Raw genomic sequence first — 25810 nt, forward strand, 5'->3', positions numbered from 1 at the left:
CATCTCACGTTGATCTTTGCTTTGACGAGGAAGCGGTCGACTACTTGCGAGTAAAACCTGAGGGGACGGAGGACGCCGACAGTATGCACTGGTCTACGGCACCCGCGTTGCGCGAGGAGCCACATTGCAAGCCCAGACGAGCTATTCCTTTCGGCGAAGCCCGTACCAGACGCGCCCCTTCGACTCGGTCACAAGGACCCGATAACGCAACCCGGTTGCATCAGCTGCTGCTTTCGCCTTGCCTAGCACTTCTTTTCGATTAAATTCGCCCGCGAAATCGTACTCGGCATCCGGGAGTTCATACGGCTCCCCGTCGCCCGATTCAATCAGCCTGCTAAATCCCTGGAGCTGCATCTGGTCGTGAAGGACTTCATACTCTTCAGGGGTTGCGCCGACGAGTTCGACGCGAATTGTGAATTTGCCCATTCGGCCCGGCTTTAAGGAAATGAAGCAGTCGTCATGCGTTCTTCAGCCGCACGACACCGACAGTGGCTATGTGAACCCAATGCCAGGTGAGAATATGACCTAACAAAAAACGCTCCGTTTGGAGCGCTTTTAATCATCCCACCGGGAACAAGCGTGCTCGCGCAACGCGCCGCCGCGCTCGCTTCATTTTCTGAGCAAGCGGGCTTACGACTAGCCGCTCCATATCCTCACGCAGCACTTTGCGCTGGTCAGCGCCTTCGCCGTTCGGGACATTTGCCCAAAAATCGAGCACCTTTGGTTGTACGAGTGCCATTTAGACTCCAATTCTCATCAAGACGGTCCGAGGTATAGCCCGCTCGAAAATTTCCACGTCCTTAAAACGAGCGCAGATTCGACTGGATGCGGTAATACGGTTTCTTCGCTGGACGCAGTGCCAATGTCGTCATCCGCTGAACTGGCCCTCCTTTTTCGCGCCAAATAAGTGCCTTCGCCTGGTCGAACGCCAGCCACAGCGGCTCATTATCCTGTTCGGTCGCGGTCGCGTCAATGACGACCCGAACGGCTACCTCGCGGCGCTGCCACTGCTCGGATGTTGCATATTCAATCACCCAGACGAACTGGGTCATTGGCACACCCGTCATCGCCTGCACGAGCCTCTGATCATAAGATGTTGAATTTAAAAGAAATTCGCGATGCAGCGCGGCAGCTGTCGTTATGTAGTAGCGCGTTATCCGGTCCGAGGACGGTGGAAAGTCGAGCTTGAGGGTTCTGGGCGCCTTTTCGATCATCTCGTAGACGCCAAGCGCCGGATAGAAGATCTTGTCCGGTAGCGGCACGATAAAGGCCTCTACCTGCTTGACACTGTAGTCGACCGGCGCGATTGGGTCCGTAAGACCCACGCGCACGTAAGGAAGATGGTTATCGTCGGAGGCGATCAGCGCATCGACTCTCCGGTACGCATCCTCGACCGAGGTACGGGTCACACGGTCTGACGTACCCTCCTTCCATCTAACCCCAACAATTGCCACTGCGTGCGTGACATCAGGCATGGCCGCGTACAGAGGGAATCCCGACTCGAGGTAGGCAAGCATTTGACTTTCGAAGGCTTTGTCATCTGCCTCGGCGAACTGGTCGTCCGGCTCCAGCGGCCTGGCCACCACCACAGGAAAAGTGCCCGCAGCGTAAAAAATGCGCTCTGCATGACCGACATGCAGGCCCTCCGATGGCACCAGCCCGCCCGGATCGAATGGTTGAGCGAGTTTCGTGATGTCATGCAAAAGCAATTCAGCGTACTTCTGATATCGCTCGCTGTAATGCCGCATGATTGACCAGCAGGCCACGTGGGCACAGACCGAAATATCACTGTGCTGCATCATCCACGGAAAGCCGAGTGCTCTGAGCCGATGGCCGAGTATGTGCACCTTGTGCGCCGACATGATAAGAGCACCACTCGCGTTCCGGAGGGCCTCCGGATGAATCACCGAACGCCCGATGTTCCATTTGCCGGTAGGCCGCAGAACAATGAAGCCGAGATAGTATTCGGACAATGCATCATCCAGTGCATCCTCGTCGGCGTTCTCTTCAGGAGCGACCTTCAGGCTGGCGCTCGTTACGTCGAAGTTTGTTCCCTCACGAAAAAGATGCAATCGCACGCAGTTCCGTTTGACCTCCTCGCCCTTCTTTGAATAGAAGTTGTAGAAGACGCTGCGAAAGTCCTTGTCGACATATTCGGTCTCAACGAGCAGGCCACGCACCTTATCGGAGAGGCCTTCCGACAAGATAGTCGCGACTCCTTCATTCACATACTCGGGCGGAACTTGGGAAAGCGCCGACGCAAGAGTCGCCGGCGAATCGACGTTGTACCAAGCAAACACATCTTCTCCGATAATTTGCCAGGCGGCTAAGCTTGCTGACGCGAAAAGGCCGCAGGGAGCCCAGCCTGACGCTGGAAAGGATCGCCACTATAGCGTGAATTGTCCGCGTTTGATGTCCCTCCGGCGCTGGAGGAGGAGGATTCGCGGCGTTCGCATGGGGACCTTGTTCACTGCAAGCCACCCCTCCCCGAGGTGTCTCCGAAAAGTCTTCCTCACACTGCGCGGGCTAACGCTCCCCAGTGCCCAGCGGTACGGTCGACGGTACGTTCCGGTATAATCCTGCCGACGCCTACTCCTGGATTGACAACGATCGGGGAACCGTGTCAGACACTTGGAGATGCGCGTATGGAAGGCCAGCCTCCCTCGCAACGTCGCGCGGGGAACAATTAGCCGCAGATCTCGGAGGCTCGACGGCAGGCGCATTATTCGGTTGCAACAAACCACGAAAAGACAACATGCTTGGCGCCATCCGTGATTTCTTCCAGGGCCCGCGTAACGAGGCCCCGCCGACAGTTTCGCCTGACGAGGAACGTTTTCTCTACTTACGCGAAGGCAGATACGACCCGGAACTGAACAAGCGGGTTAAGAAGGTTATCATCGTAAACGCGAGCGAATTCGCGGTATATGTGGATAGCCACTACGATGTCCAGTTCCTTATCAACAAAGAGATAAACGTAACTGAGTTCGGAAAGGTCCAGACGCAGGTTACCTACCTCGAACAGGCGTCGACGTTCCTTAAGGGGGAACGCGAAGCGTTGCTTCACGTTCGGTCCCTCCTGGGTGAAGCGTATTCGCAGGTACTGTCGACGGGGAAGAGCGACGCCGCGGCCGAACCGCTCGCCTTGGCTCGGGCAGTCCTCGCACAGAAGAGCCAGGACGTCTCATACGGCTGGTACTTCCAGTCCGCCCTGATGACCTGCGTCTTGCTGGCTTTCCTGGGTTCCCTTCTCTGGTTCAGCCGACACAAGCCATGCGTAACGACGTATCTCGGCGAAACCGCGTTCGAACTGACGCTTTGTGCGATCGCGGGTGCAATTGGAGCGTTATTCTCAATCAGTTCGCGAGCAAGCCATCTTTCGCTCAACGCCCTCGCGGGTAAACGGAGCCATGAACTGGAGGCCCACGCCCGGTTGTTCGCAGGGATGCTCAGCGCATCACTGCTTGTCATGGCTCTCAAGTCCAAGCTGATCCTCGCACCTTTGGCAGATGGGCACGGCCACCTCACAACACTGCTTCTGTTGTCGGCGCTGGCTGGTATCAGTGAGCGAGTCATACCGAGTCTCGTAAGTCGCTTCGAAGAAAGCATGAAGAGAACAGAGAAAGAACTCGAGGAGCGCGGCAAGGCGCCTCACTCCGTCGGTGCCGAGAAAAGCTCGCCAGCGCAGCACGCCACGGCGCAAGATCCGTTGAAAAGCACCGTGTCAGCGGAAGCGAATTCTGGTTCGTCCGGCGACGTTGGGGACAAGGAAGCAATGGAGAATCCCAGCGCTGGACCAAACTAGGTTCGACGCCCTTGTCCGCTGCTGCGCAGGCGGTGGTCTCAATAAGTCGATAATAGCTTTTCGGCCTGGAAGTTCTTCGGAAAGTCTTCCAGCACAGCCTCAAGGAGCGATCTGACTGAAAGTGCCGCCCCTCCTCCGCCCAGCGACAGCATCCGGACGGCCTTATACCATTGGCTTTTTCCGCTAGCCTGAAGATCCAGCGACGAAAGGTCGCCGCCGGCGCGCTCCCACAAATCCCGCTCCCTTGGACCGGCCGGATACATACTGTTCAGCAATGCATTCAATTGAGAGCTCGCATCCAAAGACAGCATCTGACTGACTGCCGCCTTTTGCCGTGAAAGTATCGGTGTATTCGAAGCACTTGCAAGCGCAAAATTTTCTGTGGTCTGCCGTGCAGATAGAACAGGCGTCTGGGAAAATTTGCCTCGCACATGCGCCACGATGTAGTGGAATGTGTCGAAGACCCTCACAAATCCGTCGTCACGAATGGCAGCGCCCCCACTTATCGCTTCGAGAAACGCTTCCGTGAAGACACTGTTCTGTGCGCCATTGACAATGTGAGAAAACTCATTGTCCTTGCATGACGCAAGCACAACTGTGCCTTCCCCGTTAGACAGTGCGTCGTACACCGAAGTCTTTAACCCCAGTTTGACCTGTGACGATCTCCCTTTACGGACAACGCCATTGGCGTGACACGCATCCAGCACGACTACCACTCTGCTTCCGCAGATTTCTCGCAAAGACTGCTCAAGCTCATTCGCACTTATTGCCGAGCCTGTCAGGTCTTCGGGATCGGCGTCGCACGGAAGCAGGTACGAGCCTTCCCTTCCCTCAACGATTGCGCCGTGTCCAGAAAAGAAGATCATTACGGTCGAACCTTCATGCGACTCCGCGGCCAGCCAGCGCAGACCCTCACGGATAGCTTCGAGGGTCGCGCCGCCATCGGTCAGCGTGCGCACCCTTTGCCTGACGTACCCGGCTTCCGGGTGTTGAAGAACAAAGCGCTCGACGGCAAGAGCATCTCCTGCAACCTCGCGCGGAAGGCCGTCAACATGGTGGTATTGACTGACACCAATCAACAAAGCATGCCCAATGACAAGATTCTGCATGTTCTAGCTATAAATCCCGAAAGTATGTGGCAAGCTTTTGAAGTTCCCAGTTACCCTTGAAGTCTCCAAGCATCTCGCTTGTCAGGCGGCCATAGCTTACCCCGGACCCGCCCTTCCGTATCAGATCAAACGCGGCGCGCCATTGCTCGCGTCCGGCCATCCAATGCTTCAGATCAGCCCGGTCCCCTCCAGCCCGCTCCCAGATATCACGTTCATCGGGACCGGTCTGGTAGAGTTTTGTACACACCTTGAGCAGCTCGGCATATACATCGTCCTGTGCTATTTTCAAGAGACCGGAGAACGGCCATATCGACAACTTGTCGTAAATACTGACCAAAGAATCGCAACGCCGGAGCGCCGGCTCAAGATCACGACGACGGTCCGCGAGTTTCGACACGAGCGACGCACATGCCCGCCACTGCCTGTTGTTTATCAATATGCCGATCGCTTCACTGTCTTGCGAGATTACCATCGCGCGTTGCGCTGACGCTTCATCCAGCCAACCTCGAAAAATCGCCTCGTCAAGAAACGGCATGGCAGTGAATACACGCACCACCTGTTGCGCATCGGCGAGTGTTCGTTCGCGAAGAAACGGCGTCAAACTAACCGGGTTCAAAAGAGCGGCTCGAAGTTCAGGCTCCAACCGGTCCGATGCGTGCAACTGACCCGCAACCGCCTGTTCCAGTAGTTGCTGGACTGTCGCAGAAAGAAAGATAGCTCGGGCTGACGACGGAAGGACAGGCCAAAGCTCAGATCTCCGCACCTCAGCCGTCAGTCCCCCGTCGAGACGGCCAATTTCGCACAGGACGTCCGCGTCGACTCTGCGTCCAGCGAGCAACTGATCCAGAACGAAGGTCCGCAGAGTTCTGACAGAGCTCGAGTCTGTGAAAGCAAGTCGCTTCTTGATCGCTTCTGCTGCGACGCGGAGGCCGAGTAGGGAGGCAAGCGAAAACGGTAACGGACCTGTCTCCAGTTTCGCAGCCAAGAGCGATATGATTCGCGCGTCGGATGTCGCTTCATACAGGTCCACAAGGTCAGCCGGCTCAACGGTTTTGGCAATGACAAGCACATCGGCTGAGTCCGCACTGGATGGCGCCTTGGAAAGATGGATGCGCAAAGCGTCCACCGGCTGGCACTTCAATAGCAACAGTGACGCGTGTAGCAACCACTGGCCCGAATTTGCGGCCTCCGCAATGGCGTTACCTAATAGTGCGCCAGTCAGGCGTTTCGGTAGCGAATGCGCTAGCGCCTCTTCCCATGTGCTGTCACGAGAACAGACGTCAGAGAGCGCTGGAAGCAGTGATTCATCAGCGCAAACGAAACCCCAAAGCCGGGACGCAATCTGCGCTGACGGCGTGCGCGTCACCTCTTCGAGACCTTGAAAAACTGCGACCCGCCAGACGTCAACACTCACATCTGAATGCGCGTCTGCTATCGTCCGCGCAACGTCCGCTGCATCTGACGTCCCACGAACATGACGTGCTATACCCGACGATACCGCGGCTAGTATCTCTGGGCGGTCGGGAATACCGCTGAAAGGCAGATTCCGCAGCGAGGACAGGTTGACGGTAGTCCATCGCGGGGCGGTCGTTAGCAGTTTGCGTACAAGCTCGTGTTTTATATCGCCGCAATCTGCCTCGCCTGGGCACAACTTGAGCGCAAACCGCAATGCGGCGAGCGCGGTCCCGAAGTCTTCGTCCCGTTTGGCGGCGTACCCATAGCACATGGTCACAAGGCGCAGGTCATCAAATGACCGAACGCGAATGCCCATACGATCAATGAAGCTCCGAAGTTCGGAATCTGGTTTGGTGAAGAAGTCCGAGGGGTGTTCGGCCTCTGCGACCGGAACTTGACCTTCAATCACGACCGGGCCCGGCCAGCGCGATGCCAGCGAATCGGGCAAACAGACCAACGCTGTCGGCCGGTCCTTGACATCGTTGGCGCCAAAAACGAGGCGAAAGCTGAACGAGCGACGAAACCACGCAGGCAATGCTGCCCAGACCTGGAAAACAATCGCATCAAACCGCGCCTGGCCTGCGAACGCCACCCCTCCGTCTCGGGCCAGGATTAACTGGTCTAGGACCCCAATGGCCTCGAGTGAGACTTCCGCTGGTCCCACTTTCGTGTCCACCGAGGCAAGCTCTAGCGGAACAGGCGTCACCTCCGGCGAAGTAAGCTCCAGATGGGCCGCAATTCTGCCTAGATCTGCAATTTCCGACGCCTGCTCAATGGGCAGAAATAGAGCCAGCGACCTGACGAAACCGCCCCGGGCTGCCTCGGTGTCTGGCCAGGTTCGAGCCAGAACATAGAACTCGCCGACGGTCATGCCGCTCAGGTAGGGTTGCCACTCGACACCCGGAGGCACACCAGATGGCAAGTCCATCTTTCCCGTGAGTGCACGGGCGACGGAAGGATCGTCGCCAGAATAGTAAATCAGCGAGTGGCCCGCTGGGCCTCGTCCGTAAAGGGCAATCTCAGCTCTCATCGGCTCTCACCAAAGCGGCCACCGGTTCGGTCAGGTCATTTGTTAAATCGCCGTTCGGCAGGACAACGAACCCGAAGGCCTCAGGGCCGAGATCAACGTATTCCTGGTCGGGGTTGTCCTTGTTCAAGGGCTTCCCCAGAGCCGACAAACCCCTGACACTCAGCGCCGGCGATTGCCAGTTCGCACTGAGGAACGAGGTCAAAAGCGGCAGATGGTGATGCAACGCCTCAGGTGGAGTCAGTTCCTGCACTGGGCGTGAAAGCTCATCCCAGCATGTGAGCACGACGCTCATTCGAGGCACGGCCAAGGGCGCTGCAACTCCTACGCCCCGCGCATAGAGTAGTATCTGCAACAGCTCGACAAGCTTCACGTCGTGCGACTGCGATGGCGAACTTTTGGGTCCGGTCTCATCGACGAGCAGGATTGGCCTGGACAGAATGTCTTCCTGGCCGGAAATTGTCTGTAGGCGAAGGAACAGCATCCATTCATCACTGTTCTGGAGGTTCGTCGCCCATTCGCGCGAAACGACGCGAGTGCCGGATATAGCTGTGAGCTGCTCACCAGCATAATCTGGCCAGCAAAGCTCCGCCCGGTTCCCGTTCTGGTCGGCGACGACCCACTCACTTTCTTCGTATACCCCTGACGAGGTGTGCTGCGCGGGCTTTCCGCAGCTCAGGTCAGCGATGCCAGACTTGAACGCATTGACGTTTTTCGGGGCACCAACGAGCTGCAACGCGCCGTTGTCGCCTCCCAGACGCAACAACAGCTGGACGCCGTAATTCGTCTTTCCTACGTCTGACTCGCCCAGCACAAGGATACGCTTTGATTTCTTGAGTTCCATGCTATTTGCCGAGCGCAAAGAACAAATCGTCGCTGTCGACCGTCTGCGTTGTCTGCACGAATCCGCGCGGCTCACGATACATCACGACCCAATCAATAACCGACGTGAACCGGGCTGCAATCTCATCGCGTGGAATCGTGTCACCCGGCTTGACGCCAACTGAGAACTCGTCAAAGTTGGGGAAATATCGCACCATGGCGTCCATGAGATCTCTCCTGATTGCAAGTGGGACTGCGATGTCCGCCTTGGTCCAAACCAACGCTACCGGCGCGCCCGGCCTTTCCGTAGCGAGCCGCGAAGCCAGTAACTTGAACTCCTGCTTCGCCAATCCGCGCAGGGGACCAGCCAGCGCCTCGCTATCGGCCACAAGAACGAAGGCGTCGGCGCGCTGCCCGAGCCAGGCAGCACCCGCGGCATCGGTTGCATCGCGGTCGACAGCCCAGTGCTGGAACCACTCCCCCGGCGTATCGGCGAAAAGGAAATCCTTGATGCGCCCCGCATCGTCGCGAAATGACAGGTGCAGAAGACCCGGTACGCGGTCAGCGGTAGCCGGCGTGTGTGCAGGAAATCGGTACCCGGAAGAAGAGGTCCAACGCAGGGGAGAAGCAATCTGCTCCCAGCCCTGCAGCGTATACGAGCCGGCAAACCTGAATCTACCCTCTGCCAGCGTGGGCCTGCGACCAAGGAGGAAGTACCATATCGACAGCAAGGTTGTCTTTCCCGCATTGTGCGGCCCAACTATCGCAATGATCATTGGCTTTGCACGCGCCGCCAGAAATTGCAGGTCGGTCGCACCAAGCGCACTTCCGGACCAAGGTAACACTCGTCCCCTCGCGGACTCAGTGAATGTAATCACGCTGTCAATGTTGGCCGTTGCGCTGTTACCCGCGAAATGTTCGCAACGCTCCGGCTGGTCTCCAAGCTGACAACCAACATCCTCGGGGTAGCAGTCTGCCTGACTGCAGGTCTTTTCGCTGTCCATGGTGTTCAAGCTTCTACCGTCGTCACGTTCGAGAAATCCAGCGCCCGCAGTTCGCGAAATAGCCAGACAGAGAAGTCCTCTGCGGAAATCTCCATCTCCTCTATCGACTGTGGGTAACGCGTAAAGACCTCTGCGAGGCTCACGGAGCCGCCGCTCACTCCAGCAATCAGTCGGACAACGGGAGCGATATCGTTTCCTTGCGGCTTGTCCAGTACGAGCCGTTCAAACAACTGTCGTCCGCGCGCATCGTCCAGCACATCCCCGAGCCAGGCGCCGAACGACTTTTTGTCAGCACCGGATTGACCGGTAACGACACTCACCATCCCTCGCAGGAAGAATTCGACGCTTAGAGGATGTGCCGCATCAACAAGCGACTGCAGGTCAACACTCGCCGCGGTCGCGGCAACGGCCGGTAGCAGATTTCGATACCCCTCGGACAGACTCGGTGAAAACATCGCTTCCTTCCACCACAGCAGGCTCGTGCGCTTATTGACAGCTCGCGAAGATCCTGCAATGGCAGCCGACACACTTCTTGCCCAACGATTCACTTCTGCCGCGACAGACTTTGACAGACTGTCAAGCACTGTGCCTATCTCGCCTTCACCGTCGTCAAACGCGCCCGCAATCGCGTTCGCCGCCCGGCTACCAAACTCGGTCGCCCATGCGTTGATATTGTTCTGCGGATGATGTGGATTTGGTGAAGCTGCCGCCACGAGGCCTGTCTTCAACCTCTCCTCGTCGAATCCAGCCCCTACTTGGTCAGCCGGCGGCTTTATCGTCGGTAACTTGCTGATCTGAACCTCTGTCAGGGCCCATTGAGACCTAGCCGCAGCCTCATACTTCCGGTCAAGCTCGGAAAACGCAGCGTTCGCAATGGCCTGCGCCTGTCGTGTCGATGCGCAAAGATAGGCATTGCGTGAAGACAGCACCGCCGCGGCAAGCACATCACTATCCTCTTCAGCGGCGCTCACGACAGCCTGAAGCGCAACTGCCTGATAGAGAGTCCAGGGCTCATCAGGAAACAAGCTAAGGTATGTGTTCCAGTGGTCTGAAACTGCCTGACGGACGATCTGGACAGTCGAGTCATCAGCAGGCATCGCCTCTGCAAACGGGATCATGGTCAACGGAATTGCTAACGCTCTGTTTTCCAGACAACGGTTTTTAACCTGCTCCGCGGCAAGTTTCACCTTTTCGAGACGCGCATCATCGGGACCGAGGTCCAGCGCCCGTGTGTTCAGGAACTGTGCAACGATGTCGACTGCCATTCTTAACCTTTCTTGTTAGTGTTTTCGCGGTTCTCTTCGAAACCGGGTCACGCCCGTTCGCTCACCGCCGATTCGAAGACGTAGGATACGCCATCCTGTCCACATCCTGGATCCGGTCAGTGACGGTGGCCTCCGCTCTCTGCCCGTCATCGAATTCGCCCAAGTCCTTGATAACACCTCAAATATGCGGCTTTACCGGTTTGCCAGGTGGAGTTGCCCCTGTAACTCAGAACACTTGGACACCGTTAGCTTGATGACGCCGCTGCTCGCCTGAACTCGCGAGGCGAGCGGTATTTCAGGGCTTTGTGCGGATGGCGCTCATTGTAATGTTCAAACGCAATGGCCAGACGCGAGAGCGCCGTTGGCGCGTCGGGCTTGTCCATATAGGCGACGTAATTGTGCTTCATGGTCTGCCTTCAGGCTGGCGGGGCATGTGAGCGTCAGCCTGACGCTCTCGGTCTTGGGCAGCGGCCCTATTCGAGCACCGCTTCCGGTCCCACAAAGGGACGCTGGCGAACACAAACCATTCGCAGGCACGCCGCCCGGCGCCCGCCGATCCGGCCGTCTTCGTTCAGTGGCTCGCACGGGCGTCGTCGCGCGCACATGCCGAATCCGCTCCATTGCGTCGGCAATCGTGTTCGCTTCCCGTAAATGCTCACCGTCTGGATTGATCAGCACCTTGGCAAGATCGCGCGGCCTCGCCTATCGTGCGACCTTCACCACCTGACAGTGAAGACTGCCGAGCACGCCGCGCGCGGACTGCCCTCCCCGAATCCACTCCGGCATGTAACGCTCCCCGTCTTGCTATTGGCGGTGCCGGCATCCCAGACACGCAGCGCGGCCAGTTCGTCGATGTTAGGCAAGCTCTTGAAGACCGGATCGCTCGAAGTACGGAGGTCGGGCACATTTTCCGGCCGGCCAGTTTTGCACATCAATCGTGCTGTAGTGATAAGAGAGATTATCTTGCTGACGCCATCTCTGTTCCGGCTGCGCCAAATTCAGTCGTTCTCATGGGCGCCGCATTCCCGTAAATTGCGACCTGCTTGCGGCATCGAAAGATGTTCGCCCACGATGCTCGGATATCGCGACGCTCATTTCAATCCAGTTCGTCGCTCATTGTGCGTGGCGCGCGAGCGCCGCACATGTGTGCGCCGTCGCGCAGATTCGATAATTCGCCCGGCTATGACAAATGCGGCATGACCGCCGCCGGCCCCGCGATCATGTGCGTCGCCTCGCGCGCTTATGCGTTCCTCCCACTGCGCTGACCGCTGCGGGAGTGACAAGAGAACCGGCTGCGACCGGATCGGAACCGGTGTGCAGCCGGACACGCGAATGTCGGGTCACCCATACGGGTGGCCCGACGGATCGACGAATCCCCGCTCCCGCTCACTCGGGAATGACAGGGTCGTCAAATGGCTCCTCTTCGCCGGAGCCCGCCTCGTCGGCGTTATCGCTGGTCTCTTCGGCAACGTCAGACGCCTCTTGTTGCACCTCGACGGCTTCCTCGACCTGCTCCTTCAGTTGCTGGCTCACCTGGTCGCCGAGATTCTCGACGATGTCGGGAAGCGACTGCGTGACGTCGCCGAGGCTTTGGTTCGCTTCGCTCAGTTGACCGGCTTCGAGCTTTGAGCTTGCGTCTACCAGGTTGCCCTCGGCCTCCTCAATCTGTTCGTTGACCTCGATCTGCGCGAGATCCTTGAGCTGTGTGCTTGCGCTGTCGATCCCGCCGCCGATGTTGTCCCCGGCCACGTCGCTGTATGCGTCGGAACCCGACTGACGCGCCGCGCTCACATCGTTCGCGAACGCGGCATCGTCCGCCGGCACCTGCACGTTGCCGTCGCCCGCCGCCCGGTCGGCCAGTTGCTGGTCCTGTTGCCGCGCGTCGTTGCCGATCTCGTTGCCGGCATCCTGCGCATCCTGCTGCTGTTGCTGGTTGGGCGCATCGCCGCGATTCTCGTTGGCCTGGTCATCCTGGAGCTTGTTGTCCTTGCCGGTCAGCTTCTGCTTCAGGAAATCGATCGCCATCCAGACGCCCATCGCCTGCAGAAAGTAGCCGAGCACCTTCTCGAACGTGAGGTTCGACCAGAACTTGTCCCAGCCCGACTCCGGCGCGAGCGGGATCGCGATCACCTTCTTGTTGAGCATCGTGCCGGTCAGGATCGGCCACGCGGTGGTATCGCTCTCCTTGCCCGTGAAGGTGCCCTTGAAGCCGAACGCCGCATTGAGGGCAACCGCGCCGGCGGTATCGACGATCTGCCCATTGTCGAACGACAGCGTGCTGGTCGAGCCGCTCGATCCGGTGAGCGTGATCGTCATGCCGCTCAAGCGGTCGGCCGGGTCAGCCGGCGACGGTGCACCAGACTTCCTAGCGAACACGATCGTGCCTTCGGACGTCGCGCCGGTCTTGCCGTCGCCCGGCGCGGAATAGACATAGTAGGTCCGGCCCGGTTGACCGTTGTCGTCCATGCCCCACAGATACGCATAGCCGCGCAGCCAGGTGCTGACCGCGACGTAGCTCGGGAAGTCGAGCCCCTTGAACAGGTCGTACTGGTTGAAGAAGGCGGCGATCGCCTTCTCGCTGTCTGACACGGACGGCAACTTGAACGCATCGGTCATCGCGCTCTGGAATCCTGTCGCCATCTTCGACGTCGGCGACGTCATGATGTTCTGGCAGAAGCTGAGCGCCTTGGCCATGTTGGTGGCAGCAGCTTCGGTCACCGAGATCGGCGGGTAACCCTGTGTGCTGAAATCGAGCGCTTCGCCGACCGACATCACCGGGAACAGCGAGTCCGGCTGCGAAATCAGCAACTGGTAGATGAAGCAAGGCTTGGTTTGCCCCTTCGAATCGGTGTAGGTTCCGTCAAGCGTGACCGCACCCGTTGCGCCGTTGGCCAGCACCTTATTGCCCGACGACAGCGCTAGCAGCGTCAGATCTTGCAGATAACCTTGCTTCGGCGAGTTCTGCGCGACGTTGGTCGACGAATTGAACGCATTGAGCACGACGACGCTCTTGCCCGACTTGTTGGTGATCGAGCAGTTCTTGTTGATAGCCATCGCTTTTCTCCGTAAATGTGTAGGAACAACGCGGGTTGACGGTGATGACGTCGCTCGCGGCATGTGCGCCGCCTTGCGTCTAGTACACGACACGGGTCGTGCTCGAGCGCACGCCCCCTTCGAATCGGGTGGAGATGATCGTGCCGCCGATCGGCTGCCCGTCGGTCGAAAACTGAGCCGCGCGATAGTCGACGTCGGTCACACGCACGGCGGTCCGACCGTCGGTCGCGAAACCCGTGACGAGCGAGCGCCACGGCGCGGCGCCGCCACCCGACATCCATTCGTCGCGCACTTGAGCGAGGCTGCCGTCGGCGCGGAACGCCCGCCTCGTCCGATCCGGCGCACGCGTCGGCTGCCAGGGCCCCGGCACGGGCCTCGCCGGCGCGGCTTCGCGCGGCGGCGGCACGGGGTCCCCCGGTTTCAACACGCGCGTCGAGGTCAGCTTGCCGTTCGTGAAGCGAAACAGCGTCAGCATCTGCGTGTTGCTGCCCGCCGGCTGCAGCGCGACGAGCAAATGCCCGTCGAGAATCTTGCCGCGCGCATCGAACGCGACGCCGCCGTAGTCGGACTCGACGCGTTGGCGCACGGTTGCCCCGTCTTCCGCGTAGTTGATGGTGAGCAGCCGGCCGGGAGTTCCGTGCGCGGTCAGGATCGAGCGCGCGGTGCTCGCGAGCGTCAGTGCCGGGCCGGCATGGCGGGCGATCGTCAGTTCGCCGCCTGCGAGCCGCGTGCCGACCAGCACGGCGTTCGCGAAATCGATCTCGAGGCGGCCCGCGATCGCACCGGTCCCGCCGGATGAATGGTCGACGAGCGAGTAATGCGCCGGCCGTTCGTTCGCGTAGGTCATCTCGGCGACATGACTTGGCGCCCCGTCGGGGCCGGCGAGCGAGAAGTGCGCGACGCCGTCGGTCGGCCACCCGGCGGGGTCGAGCGCCAGCGCGCGATAGATGCCCTGCACCGTGCGCCGCAGCGTGCCGTCGGCGGTGAGCAGGCGCGTCGCCGACGACACCGCGCGGCCTTGCGCATCGATGACGATGTCGGACGTCGAATGGGGTGCGCCGCCCGCGAGCGACGCCGCATAGCGGATCGTGCCGCCCGCGTCCGACACGTTCGCGTAGCTGGCTTGGCCGGTGGTCGCGACGCTCGCGCCGTCAGGGCCGAAATGCACCGCGCCGACCGATCGCGGCCGGTTGCGTCCCAGGCCCGTCACGTCCGCCGCGACGGCCAGCGGCTGCTGCCCGAGTTCCTGAATCATGGTGCCTCCTGCGTGGTCAGGGATCGCTCGACGGGCCCCGCGTCGTCGCCGCTGCCGCGCGGCCGCTCGAGCACGTCGACGATCCGGTCCATCAGCGCGACGCCTTCGGCGCGCGTCGTCGCCCGCTTGTAAGAAAACCGCATGTCCAGGCTCACGCGCGTCACGCCCGAACGATTGGCGACCGTGCCGTGGCCCAGATAGCCACCGTCGAAGATCAGCACCTGGCCGTATCGCACCGGCACTGGTTCGAAATCGCCGCTGCCGTAGTCGCGCTCGAGCCACAGCGCCGCGCCGTCAAACACGTCGGTGAACGGCATCCAGAAGTTGATCTGGTCGATCCGGCGCGTGACGCAGATGTCGTGATGGAACGAGCTGATGCTGGCCGTGCCGGACAGGTGGATGCGCAGCTTCGGATGGCTCGTGTACGAAATCCCACGCCCGACCAGCGGCGCGAGCTGCGCGAGCATGAAGCTGTGGTAGAGCTTCCAGAAATCGGCGTCGGCGGGCTGGCGCTCCATCATCGCGCTCACCATCAGGTTGTCGCGCGGGCCGATCCGCGCGCTGCGACCGTTGCGCCGCCGATGGTCGAGCAGGTATGCATGCAGCCGGTCGAGGCGCTGTACCTTGTACACGTCGCGGCTCAGTACGGCCGCGAACGGGAAGCGCGCCGTGTCGTAGTCGAGCAGCACCCATGTGCGTCGCGGCCGCGGCCCCGCGTCGCGTACGAGTTGCGCACGATCGACGTCGGCAATCGACGCGTCGGTGGCCATGACGGTGCTCATGCGTGGTCCGCTCCGTCCCGATGCAGTCGCGCAAGCACCTGGCGGACACGCGCGAGATTGGTCGATGCGCGCTCGTAGCCGTGCCACAGGAACAGCCCGCCCTTGCGGCTCGCTCCGGCCATGATCGCGACGAGATGCGCCCACGCCCAGTCGGGCAGCCCGAACCGCGGCGTCGCGGCGAGCACGGCGGCGTCGGCGTCGCTCACAACCGCCATCCCGCGCAACGCGATGCTCGCGCCGCTCGCGCCGTGCGCGGTGCCGTGCACGAGCGGACGCAACGTGACCGGGTCGAGCGTGAACGTCAGCGATCCGCTCGCCATCGCGGGCGGCCCGTCGCGCCATTGCATCGCGTCGCCGTCGAACGTCGCCGCTACGCGCCGCCCGCCGATCGAGAAGCCGCCGGCATCGACGCACGCGGAGGTCACCTCGGCCAGCGCCCCATGCCGTAGCAGCAACCGGTATTCGCCATGCAGGTGCGCAACGGGTGCATCGTCGCGGATACGGGCTGCGAGAGGCACGCGGCGTTCGCCGAGCGTGAAGTGGTCGCGGCCGATCGTCAGCGGTTCGTCGACTGGCGTGCCGTCGAGCGTGACGCTCATCCCGGCCGGCGTCGGCAGGATCGCGACCCGGTGCTCGTCGCCATCGGGCGCGAGCCATCGATAGATGCCTGCGATCGCGCTTGCCGGCAGTCGCGGGCGCGCCAGGCACTCGTCCACGACGAGCTTGTGCGACGTATCGGGATGGGCGCCTGCCGGCCAGATCAGTCCGACCCAGCGCCGCTGGCCGCCGGGGCGCAGGTCGGGTTGCAGGTAGCCCGAGCACGGATTGCCGGCATCGCCGGACCACGTGAGCACGCCCTTGTCGAAGCGCGCGCCCTGCACGCGCACGCCGTTCAGGTCGATGCGCGTGACGCCGCCGTCCGGCCGGCCGAACACCGACAGCGACAGCGCGTGCCCGGTGGCCAGATAGAAGCCGCTCCACACCGCCAGGTCGCGACGCAGCAGTTGCTGGAAATCGGCGGCGAGCGTGGCCCATTCGGCCGCGATGCCGCGTGCGCCGCTCCACGACGCGGCCGCCGCCTGGACGCGGCCGGCCGGCGCGCGCTTGACCCCCGCGAGCAGTGTCGCGCTCGCCGACTTGAGGTCGAGCAGCAGGCTCAGCAGCCGGCGGTTTTCGGGCTCCCCGCCGGCACGCAGCCCTTTCGCGGCGAGCTGGATCGCGCCGGCGTCGCGCCGGCTCAGCAGCTCGCGCTCGCGTGGCGACAGGCCCGGCCAGCCGGCGACGGCCGCGGCGGGATCGTCGCGATAGCGCTCGCGCAGGTGCGGATCGTCGCATAACGCCAGCACGAACTGCGCGGCCGCGCTGTCGGGCTGCCACTGGTAGCTCTGCGGCACGTCGAAGGTCGCGAAATCGGTGAATGCCCGGCGTTCGCGCGGACCATAGCGATCGATCACGCGCAACGCATCGGCAGTCGAGCGCAGTGGCTGGCCGGGGTGCAGCAACCCGAGCCGGTCGAGCATCGCCGCATCGGCGAGGGCCGCGTCCTTCGGCGGCAGGTAGAAGGTCGAAATGCCCGTCACCCAGTTCTGCACCGACGGATCCCGCAGCGATGCGATCGTCTGGCGGTCGATCAGCGGATCGACGCCGGGATAGCGCGAACCGACATAGTTCACGACCGGATGGTCGGCGCCGTATAGCGCCTCGAGATAGTCGAGCAGCACCGAGAAGTTGCTGTTCAGATACCCCTGCCGGCGATACCCGAGCTCGCCGATCAGCCCGACCTGCCAGAGCACGAGGTGCAATCCCGTATCGGGCCGCCGGCTCCGGATCAGCATGTCCGTCGCCTCGTACATTTGCATGCCGGGCTGGCTGGGATCGACGCCGAGGTCCGCGCAAAGCGTGTCGAGCGCGCTGACCGCCGCGCGCATCTCGGCGCGATGCCCTTCGCGCCGCGCGATCCGCACAGCCCGGTGCGTCGCCAGCACGAAGATGCCCGGATGACCGTAAAAGATCGCGACGACCCGCTGCCCCTGTCGCACCGGATGCAGCATTGCCTCGGCCATCTGCATGTACGTGACGTAGCGCCGCTTGCTGTCGTCGTAGAGCGTATAGAGGTCGTAGGCGTCGGGCCGCTCGCGCAGCAGCCAGACCTTCGTCGCCGGATCCGCAACGCAGAAGAACACATGTTCCGCCGCACGAATGCGCGCTTCGTCGGCGCGGGTGAAACCGCTCGCCTCGATCCCGGAGCCGAGGATCTCCAGCGAACCCGGCCGGGCCGGCGGTGCAATCGCGGCCGGATCGTCGGTAATGGACGCCGCGCGCGCCGCGATCTCGCGCGCGAGGTGCCGCCAGCGGCGGCGATGCGTTTCCGCATCGGGATAGCGTTCATGGTCCGGCTGCAACCAGGCAGTGCTCATGATCGATCCTCGTGACGGACGGGCAATTAGCCCTTCAGGTAGACCATCGCAACGGACGCCCCGGTTTTCACGGGCAGCGGCCGGTTCTGGTACGTCGCTTTCGCGAGCGTCTGGAACGCCAGATACGCGTTGGCGCCGGTGTTCTGCTTCATCTGCGCGACGAGCGCGTTCTGGGCATCCTGCGGCCAGCGCCAGTTCTGCGCCTCGGTATCCGCCTGGCTGTTCTTCGTCTGCAGGATCGTCGACAGCGTCACCTGCAGCGTTGTCGAATCGCCCTGCACTTCCTGCACGTACTGGCTGAAGGTGGTCCAGCGCGTGTCGACCGGAATCGGATCGTTCAGCATGTAGTTGACGAGCAGTCCTAGCCCGGACGTCTGGCGCGGCTGGAGATTCTGCATGTCGCGCTCGTCCTGCTGCCGCCATGCGTCGAGCAGCTTCCCGGCAGTCTGGAACGCGACGTAGATCGCGACGCCTTCGACGAGCGTCGGCAGCGCCTTCGTCATGATCCAGTTGCCGACCGCACCGAGCACGCGCGACACCGTCCCGGGTTGCACATCGACGTCGGTGTCGATGTCCACGTCCACGTCGATGTCGATGTCGCTGTCGGTCACGACATCGATATCGACGTCGATATCGACATCCACGTCCACATCAACCACTGCGATGAAGTCCACGTCCACGTCGATGTCCACATCCACGTCCACGTCCACGTCGATATCGATGTCCACGTCCACATCCACGTCGATATCGATGTCAATGTCGACGTCCACGTTGATGGGATCGGCATCGTCGCCCACCGCGCTGTCCGGCGCAGCGCTGTCGCCGTTCGCGTTCAGCGCGCCGCGGATCTTGCCGGCGATCTCGCCGACGTTATTCGCGAGCCATTGCAGCCCGCCGGGAATCGCGCCCAGCAGGTTGATCGCCGCATCGACCGCCATCGCGAGCTGGACAGTGAAGAACGCGCCGTAGACCAGGTCGTAGAGCACCGCGTACCACGGCAGATTCGGGTCCTGGTAGGACTGCGCGATGAACTGCTGGCCGTTGTACGTGCCGACGAACGCCCACGTGATCGTGTCCGGGTGCCCTTCCCACGCGAGGTCGCGTATGACGGCCGTGAGCAGCATGCCGTTCTTCGCGGTTGCCCCTGCGCTGGATAGCTGCGAGGTCGCGAAATCGAGCGGAATCGACGCGCCTTCGGTGGGCGTGTACGTCGCCTTGCCGCCGGTGATCGTCAGTGTGCCGACGCAGGTCGTCGGCAGGATGAAGCCCATCGAGCTCGCTGCCGGCGGTTCGTAGCAATAGTATGTGCCGGGGAACGCATAGAGCTGGTTCGTCGCCCAGTAGCCGAGTGCGGAGTAGAGGCCAAAAGTGAGCCCCGCTGCGCCGTTCTGCGAGAAATAGGTAGCCGCCGCATCCGGCAGGCTGGTCACCGGGGTATTCTCGACCAGCGCGTTGAAGTTGAGCGCCATCGGCGCAAACGGCTGGCTCACGGTATTCCGGTAGAAATTCCAGCCTGCCTGCGCGATGTCCGCGTCGGCCTGTGCGAGCGGAATCATCTGCGAGCCGGGCGTGAGCGCTTCCGCGACGGCCACCTTGAGCGGAAATTCGTCCGTCTGGCGCGTGATCACGACGCGCGCGATTGGCTCGTCGGTCGTGAAGTGGCCGGTACCGTCGGCCGGGACGCTGCCGAGCAGAGTGTAGGTCGGGATGTACGCCGACGGATCCGTCGACGGCGGATTGGTCGGGGTCGGCGACATCGTCGTGTAAACATTCACCGCCGCGCCGTACGTGCTGGTGATGTTGATCGGGTAAGTGGCCATGTTCATTGCACCCTTGCGCGATACGGTGAACACGACGACCGATCGGACCGCTGACAAACTCGCGTATCCATTGCTGACCTCCTGTGGAAGTTGATTCGCGCTCTGTCGGACCGGCGGACAGGGCGCCCGCATCTTGCGGATTCCGCTTCGACGGCAACACCGCGCCGACTCCGTCCCGATGCACGACAGTGCCGGGCGAAGTGGCTCGGCATCGCGGTGCGTACGGTCGGTGCCCCGAGAAAGGACGCGCGCCGCCGGCGCCGGTCAACTCAGCAGGCGCTCGACCTCCCGGATGAGCGCACTGCGTCGTTGCGCATCCTGCTCGTAAGCGCGCGCAGCGGCCTCGATGTCCGCGCCGCAGTGCGGACATTCGCGTTCATGGGGGTGAACGTAGCCGTTGCAGGCACGGCATAGACCTAGCGTGGGCGGGATTCTCCCGACATCCGGCGCACGTTTGCCCTTGTGTTTCCACGCGAGTTCGACGGTTTGCCCCGACCGGGAAATGCTCGACACGGGCGCGCCGTCCGAAATGCGTTCGGTGACGAGATCGAAGCGACCCACCGCGAACGACGCCGGCGCCGCATCCTCAATCTTCTCGATGCGCTCGCGCAGGCCCTGCTTCTTCAGTTCGAGCACGCGATAGTGGCAGTAAGGGTTGTTGCCCGGCTTGCCGAGCAGCGAATGCGATGTCCACGTGCAGCCGCCGCGGCACACGTCGGCGTAGTAGCACGTGCGACAGAATCCCCACAGGTCGTCCACGGATCGCAGCCTGCCGAAATGAATCGCGTCGCTCGTCCGCCATATCTGCTCGAGCGACAGATCGCGGACGTTGCCCCCCGCGAAGCCGACCGTCGCCAGCGACGGGCAACCCTTCACGGTGCCGTCTGCTTCGAGCGCAATGACGGTCTGCCCGGCCGCGCATCCGGTCCAGTGCACCCGCTCGTCCCCGAAACCGCGCCACAGATGCTCATACGGGCCGAAGTAGCCGATGTTGTTGCCGACGTTCATCAGCAGGCCACGATCGAGACCCCGCTTGTAGAGATCGGCGAGCAACGGCATCAGCTCCTCGAGCTGGTACGGCTGAAGCAGCAATTCGTCGTGATCGACCGCGTTGCCCATTGCGACCGTCAGCTGAATCTGCCAATGCGTGACCCCGATCTCGATGATCGTGTCCATCAGCGCCGGCAGATCGCGCATCGTCGCCGAGCCGATCTGCGTATTCACGCTGATCGCAAGACCATGCGCGCGGGCGCGCTTGAGCGCATCCACAGCCCGGTCGAACGAACCCGGGACGTTGCGCACCTTGTCGTGCAGCGGTGCCAGGCCGTCCAGCGACACGCCCAGGCCGTTCAGCCCCGCTTCGACGGCTTGAGCAAGCCGTGCCGGCGTCAGGTTGCGCCCCCCCGTCTGGACCGCGCAATACATCCCGTGCGAGCGGATGGCCTTGATGAGCTGCGTCCAGTCCTTGCGCAGGTAGGCCTCGCCGCCGATCATCGACACCTCGCGCGTGCCGAGCCTGGCCAGCGACTCGATCACCTCGAGACACTCGTCCGTCGACAGTTCGTTGGTGCGCCGGCGGCCTGCACGGGATCCGCAATGCAGGCACTTCAGATCGCAAGCCAGCGTGATTTCCCAAACGACATGAACCGGGATGAAACGTTTGTAGTCCTCATCGCCCAGGAATCGAACCGGGTGTACTTGGGTCTCGTCCATGCCGATGTCCTTCCCGTGTCGTTTCGCCCGCGTCGGCGTCTTGTCGAGCCGACTGTCCGCGGACTTTCCTGCCCTCTGCCCGCAACGCGCGCCGCGGACAGCGGCACGCGTTCCCCGCGTTGCAAATGCTCAGCGCCTCGCTTCCAGCCGCGCGATCTCGGCATTCAGGCCGGCGAGCGCTTCCTCGATGCGGCCGGCGTCAGCGAGCTGTTGTTCGGCCACACGTGCCAGCGCCTTCATGCGACTGAGGTCGCCCGATTGCCGTGCCTGCTGCAGGCCGACACCGTACAGCGGCGTCACCGGCTGTTGTCGTGGCTCGAGCGGCTGCAGCGCGCCGGTCGCAGTCATGATCGCGTGTTCGACTTCGTGCCAGCGTTCTCCCTCGAAGAACCGGTAACTGGCGACACCTGACTTCCAGTCCGCCTCGACGATGCCCTGGAGGCGGAACGTTTCGGCCAGGCCGCTGGTCGGCCCCGACGGATTGCCTTGCAGGCTGAGGACGAGTTGCGCTTTGGCGCCAGGCGCCAGCACCATCTGGTTGTATTGGCCCCATACCTGCGCACGAAATTCAAGTGGCGGCCAGGTTGTCTGGGTGATGCGAGCAACGCCGCTGACCTTCTTGGCCGGCGGGTTGACGAGCAGCGCCAGCGTGAGGACAGGTGCGCCTATTGCTGGTGTTGCGACGCGGAAATTCACGGGAAAGAGAGCGGCGGACATTACGTAGCTCCTGTAGCGAATAGTGATCGGAAAAGCCCGGCCGGGCTCACTGTCCAGCTTCCAGACGGGCGATTTCCGCCTTCAGCGCAGCCAGCGCCGCTGCGATTTCGTCGCGGCTTTGCAACTGATGATTCGCGGCAGCGGCCACCGTCTTCATGTGTGCGAGATCGCCCGAGGCAGTCGCCTGTTGAATGGGCGCCCCGTACAACGGCCGCGGCCCGCCGTGCGGCTCCAGGATCGCCGGGCCCGGCTCGAGCGGCACGAATTCCCGATCGATCTTTGCCGGTACGTTCTCGATTGCGTGCCAGCTGCCATTGTCGAAATAGCTGTAGGAGGCCACACCGCTTTGCCAGTCGTTTTCCAGCACGAGATGGAGCCGGAACGTCACGATGGAATTCGCGTTCGGTCCGCCATCATTGCCCTGCAGCGTCACCAGAATGCGCGTGTTGACGGGCGGCATCAGCGCCAGGTACGTGTAGTTGCCCCAGACGTCGGCATGAAACTCGACGGGCGGGTTCACTGCCTGCGTGACTGTCGCGGTGCCGACCACACTGCGCTCGGGAGTGTCGACGAGCAGCGCGAGCCTGAGAGTCGGAGCGCCCGGCAACCCCGGGCCGATGAGGTAGCCGGCCGGGAAAAGCCCTGTACGTGTGCTTTCGGACATCTGGTCCTCCTGGGTGGTGAACGAAACGGCGATGCGCGCGACGACCGGTCAGGACCGTTCGCGCTTCACGATTTCCTGCTTGAGCTTGCCGACCGCAGCGGCAAGATCCCCGTGCTGCTTCAGGACCTCTTCGGCCTGGCTCAGCAAAGCCTTCATTTTTGTCAGGTCCCCTTCCGATATGGCCTGGTGGATTGCTACGCCGTAAGGCGGAATGACATGCCCGGTTTCCCTGTTCATACCGTTCTCGCTGAAAAGATGGTCGCCCCGATTCGCGGAGCCTCCGCGAGCACCAGACAAAGCAACGCATGTGCCAGTTGCCGCGCGTCCGGCATGCGCCCACAGGATCCCCGCTGCGGTTCGCCGATCAAAGGACGAATTCGTCCATCGCGCAGCAAGCGACCGGACGAGTTCGTCCATGTGCGGCTAGATAGTTCCGCCTATCGGACGCGATGACAGTCAAGACCGGAGACTCGAGGGAAGACGGTATGGATGGATCGCCACGAGCGCGGCGGCTGGAGAAGATCGATCAGCGAAGGAGGAATGCACGACTCCAGGGGCAGGGAACCCAACCCGTCGTGCTGCACATTCAGAAAGTCGCGTTGACGCAATCTCTACAGCAGCCCGGGCGCCTGGATCAGGCCCGGGAGCGCAGCCACAGGCACGTGTAACGGTCGCTCGAGCGCTTCGACGGCTGGCGTCGTCCGCGCGGACTGTCGCAGCAGATCCGCGAGATACGTCGTCGCGGCAAGCCGCGCGGGTACCGAGCCGAGCGCCAACGCCGTCGAGATCGCGATGCGCAGCCCTTGCTCGGCCGCGCCGGTGTCGCCAAGCATCCATTGCGCACGTGCCTTGACGATCAGCAACTCGCCGAGATAAGCACGCTCCTGTCTGCGTATCACTTCGTCGATCGCCTCGGAAGCGAGCGCTTCGCATTGTCGCGCACGCCCTGTGCTCAACAGGATTTCGCCATGCTTCCAGGTCTTGATCGAATAGAACAGCGCGCCGCCATGCTTTGCGATGTCGTTGTCGTAGCCGTCCAGCAGCATCGCCTCGGCTTCGCCGTGCTTGCCGGCCGCGCTCAGATAGCAGGCCCTGAATATTCGGGCTGCTCCGCTGCAACAAGCCGGACCACCGGCTGACGATGCAGCGTCGAGCGCGCTCGTCAGATCCCCAAGCCGGTCGGTGTCGTTGAAGAGCATCGCGAGCCATGCAGCGCCTTGCAGATCGACCGCGCGACCGGGCGAATGCGGATGTTCTTCCTCCGTTCGCGCGATCAAACCGTCCATCGCACGGCGCGCGTCGTCGACCGCCCCCGTCTGGTATGCGGCGAGCCCCTCGACAGTCAAGGCGAGTCCCGCGACATCGACGCCCTGGACCCCGAGCCGGCGGTCGGCGCGGCCGATGCCGCGCAACCCGCCGCGGGACAGCGATGCCAGCGCTTCCTCGCTGTCGCCGAGCCAGTACAGCGTATTGGCCAGCGCGACGTGGGCCTCGTCGAGCGCGGCCCGCTCCCCCATCGCATGCGCGCGCTGAAGAAGTTCCTGAGCCGTGGCGCGCGCCTTGCTGAGCTGCAGCGTCACCAGTTGTGTCGTCCAGACGCCGAATTGAACCGCCGCGAGTTCACACGGGTCGCATACGCCGTCGCCGATCGACAAAGCCGCTTTGTAACAGGCTATTGCCTCGGGAAACTGCCAGCCATGGACGCTGCGCAGGCTGACTGCAAGCAGGTGATACGCGCCGAACTGCAGTCGGCGGCTGTCTTCGGTCTGGCTGGCCTTTTGCAGCAGATCGAGGCAGCGACGCAGCAGCGCAACGGCGTCGCGAAACCGGACGGTGCCGGCCAGCGCTTCCGCGCGCTCCAGACACTGCCTCGCTTCCCCGTTTTGCGCTTCGCGTGCCTTGAGCCGGCGCTCGATGACCTTGCGGCCGACACCGAGCATCGCGGCCGCAGCGCTCTTGTTATTCGACGTCCTCTCCAGCGCGCGATCGATCAGCAAGCGTTCGGCCGCGGCCAGCTTGTCGTCGCCGCCAAGCTCCAGCAGGCGATCCGCGAGATGCGCACGCGCGGCGTCGTCGAGCGCCTCCGTCGCCAGAAACGGTGCCAAGGTCTCGGCGTCGATCCGCGCATGCTGCGCAAACACGCTCAGCTGACTGACGACGTTGCGCAACTGGCGGACATTGCCTGGCCACGGCTGTTCGCACAGCCGCTTCATTGCTGCCGGCGTGAACGCGATCGCGCGCGCTTGCTGGGCCGCAAAGTGGGCTACAAGGAGTGGGATGTCTTCGCTTCGCTGCGCGAGCGCCGGCACGTTGAGGATGAATACCGCGAGCCGGTAGAACAGGTCTTCGCGGAATCGGCCGGCGCGCGCTTCTTCCAGCAGGTTTCGATGCGTCGCCGCGACGACGCGCCCCTCGAACCTCAGGCTTGCAGATGCCCCGATCGGCCGGAACGTGCGCGTTTCGAGCACGCGCAGCAGTTTGGGTTGCAGCGCAAGGGGGAGCTCGCCAATCTCGTCGAGAAAGAGCGTGCCCGAACCTACCTGCTCGAACAGGCCGCGGTGGTGGTCGACGGCGCCCGTGAAGGCACCTCGGACATGACCGAAGAACTCCGCTTCGATCAGGTCGTGGGGGATCGCACCGCAATTCACGTCGATGAACGGCCTGTCGCGACGTGGTCCGTTTGCGTGAAGACGCCGCGCGACGAGCTCCTTGCCGGATCCGGTCGGCCCGACGATGAGCAGCGTGTGCTCGGTCGGCGCGACACGGTCGATCATCCCGACCATCTGGCGGAACGCGGACGACACGCCGATCAGCGCATGTGCTTCAGGTGCGCCCGGGTCGAGTGCGCACACGTCCGGGCCGGAGGCGGCCCTGTTCCATATCGAATTCATCGCGTGATGCGCG

Annotated in this window: 19 protein-coding genes and 1 pseudogene; 1 reads left to right on the forward strand and 19 read right to left on the reverse strand. The window is 62.4% G+C overall.

Annotated features, from left to right (window positions below):
• Positions 1-141: 141 nt before the first annotated feature.
• The 3 genes from NQV17_RS29540 to NQV17_RS29550 all read right to left on the reverse strand — a co-directional run bounded on the left by NQV17_RS29540 (position 142) and on the right by NQV17_RS29550 (position 2300).
• Complete coding sequence (locus tag NQV17_RS29540) at positions 142-426, reverse strand: hypothetical protein (protein WP_257774984.1); 285 nt, start codon at positions 424-426, stop codon at positions 142-144.
• Positions 427-559: 133 nt separating this feature from the next.
• On the reverse strand, positions 560-739 hold the full coding sequence (locus tag NQV17_RS29545) for a hypothetical protein (RefSeq protein WP_257774985.1): 180 nt from the start codon (positions 737-739) through the stop codon (positions 560-562).
• Between the two features lie 61 nt (positions 740-800).
• A complete protein-coding gene (locus tag NQV17_RS29550) occupies positions 801-2300 on the reverse strand; it encodes a hypothetical protein (protein ID WP_257774986.1) in 1500 nt (499 codons plus the stop codon).
• Positions 2301-2755: 455 nt separating this feature from the next.
• On the opposite strand from NQV17_RS29550, the gene NQV17_RS29555 reads away from it, so the two are divergent.
• The gene (locus NQV17_RS29555) at positions 2756-3802 is read left to right on the forward strand and encodes a hypothetical protein (RefSeq protein ID WP_257774987.1); all 1047 of its coding nucleotides are present in this window, start codon (positions 2756-2758) and stop codon (positions 3800-3802) included.
• A 38-nt stretch (positions 3803-3840) separates the two neighbouring features.
• Here NQV17_RS29555 and NQV17_RS29560 read toward each other — a convergent pair whose 3' ends face one another.
• The 16 genes and pseudogenes from NQV17_RS29560 to NQV17_RS29635 all read right to left on the reverse strand — a co-directional run bounded on the left by NQV17_RS29560 (position 3841) and on the right by NQV17_RS29635 (position 25797).
• Complete coding sequence (locus NQV17_RS29560) at positions 3841-4911, reverse strand: caspase family protein (RefSeq protein ID WP_257774988.1); 1071 nt, start codon at positions 4909-4911, stop codon at positions 3841-3843.
• A 7-nt stretch (positions 4912-4918) separates the two neighbouring features.
• The gene (locus NQV17_RS29565) at positions 4919-7396 is read right to left on the reverse strand and encodes an effector-associated domain EAD1-containing protein (protein WP_257774989.1); all 2478 of its coding nucleotides are present in this window, start codon (positions 7394-7396) and stop codon (positions 4919-4921) included.
• Positions 7386-8237, reverse strand: a complete 852-nt coding sequence (locus NQV17_RS29570; RefSeq protein WP_257774990.1) for a hypothetical protein — start codon at positions 8235-8237, stop codon at positions 7386-7388. The genes NQV17_RS29565 and NQV17_RS29570 overlap by 11 nt, the downstream gene beginning before the upstream one ends.
• A 1-nt stretch (position 8238) precedes the next feature.
• Positions 8239-9219: a hypothetical protein gene (locus NQV17_RS29575; protein WP_257775063.1), complete on the reverse strand. Its 981-nt coding sequence runs from the start codon at positions 9217-9219 to the stop codon at positions 8239-8241.
• A 5-nt stretch (positions 9220-9224) separates the two neighbouring features.
• Complete coding sequence (locus NQV17_RS29580; protein WP_257774991.1) at positions 9225-10484, reverse strand: GTPase-associated system all-helical protein GASH; 1260 nt, start codon at positions 10482-10484, stop codon at positions 9225-9227.
• Between the two features lie 245 nt (positions 10485-10729).
• Positions 10730-10897: pseudogene (locus NQV17_RS29585) on the reverse strand (integrase core domain-containing protein); the annotation flags it as partial.
• A 973-nt stretch (positions 10898-11870) separates the two neighbouring features.
• Entirely contained in the window at positions 11871-13601 is a 1731-nt protein-coding gene (locus NQV17_RS29590; RefSeq protein ID WP_257774992.1) for a hypothetical protein, read from the reverse strand.
• A gap of 16 nt (positions 13602-13617) precedes the next feature.
• The gene (locus NQV17_RS29595; RefSeq protein WP_257774993.1) at positions 13618-14793 is read right to left on the reverse strand and encodes a hypothetical protein; all 1176 of its coding nucleotides are present in this window, start codon (positions 14791-14793) and stop codon (positions 13618-13620) included.
• Positions 14790-15575, reverse strand: a complete 786-nt coding sequence (locus NQV17_RS29600; RefSeq protein WP_257774994.1) for a hypothetical protein — start codon at positions 15573-15575, stop codon at positions 14790-14792. The genes NQV17_RS29595 and NQV17_RS29600 overlap by 4 nt, the downstream gene beginning before the upstream one ends.
• Positions 15572-17992, reverse strand: coding sequence for an SAM-dependent methyltransferase (locus tag NQV17_RS29605; protein ID WP_257774995.1), 2421 nt, complete (start codon positions 17990-17992; stop codon positions 15572-15574). The genes NQV17_RS29600 and NQV17_RS29605 overlap by 4 nt, the downstream gene beginning before the upstream one ends.
• A 26-nt stretch (positions 17993-18018) precedes the next feature.
• On the reverse strand, positions 18019-19869 hold the full coding sequence (locus tag NQV17_RS29610) for a hypothetical protein (RefSeq protein ID WP_257774996.1): 1851 nt from the start codon (positions 19867-19869) through the stop codon (positions 18019-18021).
• A 207-nt stretch (positions 19870-20076) separates the two neighbouring features.
• Positions 20077-21525, reverse strand: coding sequence for a GDL motif peptide-associated radical SAM/SPASM maturase (locus NQV17_RS29615; RefSeq protein ID WP_257774997.1), 1449 nt, complete (start codon positions 21523-21525; stop codon positions 20077-20079).
• A gap of 129 nt (positions 21526-21654) precedes the next feature.
• Complete coding sequence (locus NQV17_RS29620; RefSeq protein WP_257774998.1) at positions 21655-22242, reverse strand: DUF1842 domain-containing protein; 588 nt, start codon at positions 22240-22242, stop codon at positions 21655-21657.
• A 46-nt stretch (positions 22243-22288) separates the two neighbouring features.
• Entirely contained in the window at positions 22289-22906 is a 618-nt protein-coding gene (locus tag NQV17_RS29625) for a DUF1842 domain-containing protein (RefSeq protein WP_257774999.1), read from the reverse strand.
• 48 nt (positions 22907-22954) lie between these two features.
• A complete protein-coding gene (locus tag NQV17_RS29630) occupies positions 22955-23143 on the reverse strand; it encodes a DUF1843 domain-containing protein (protein ID WP_257775000.1) in 189 nt (62 codons plus the stop codon).
• Between the two features lie 374 nt (positions 23144-23517).
• Positions 23518-25797 (reverse strand): sigma-54 dependent transcriptional regulator, encoded by a 2280-nt coding sequence (locus NQV17_RS29635; protein WP_257775001.1) that lies wholly within the window; start codon positions 25795-25797, stop codon positions 23518-23520.
• Positions 25798-25810 lie beyond the last annotated feature (13 nt).

The sequence above is a fragment of the Burkholderia sp. SCN-KJ genome (assembly GCF_024656005.1).
Taxonomy (GTDB): Bacteria; Pseudomonadota; Gammaproteobacteria; order Burkholderiales; family Burkholderiaceae; genus Burkholderia.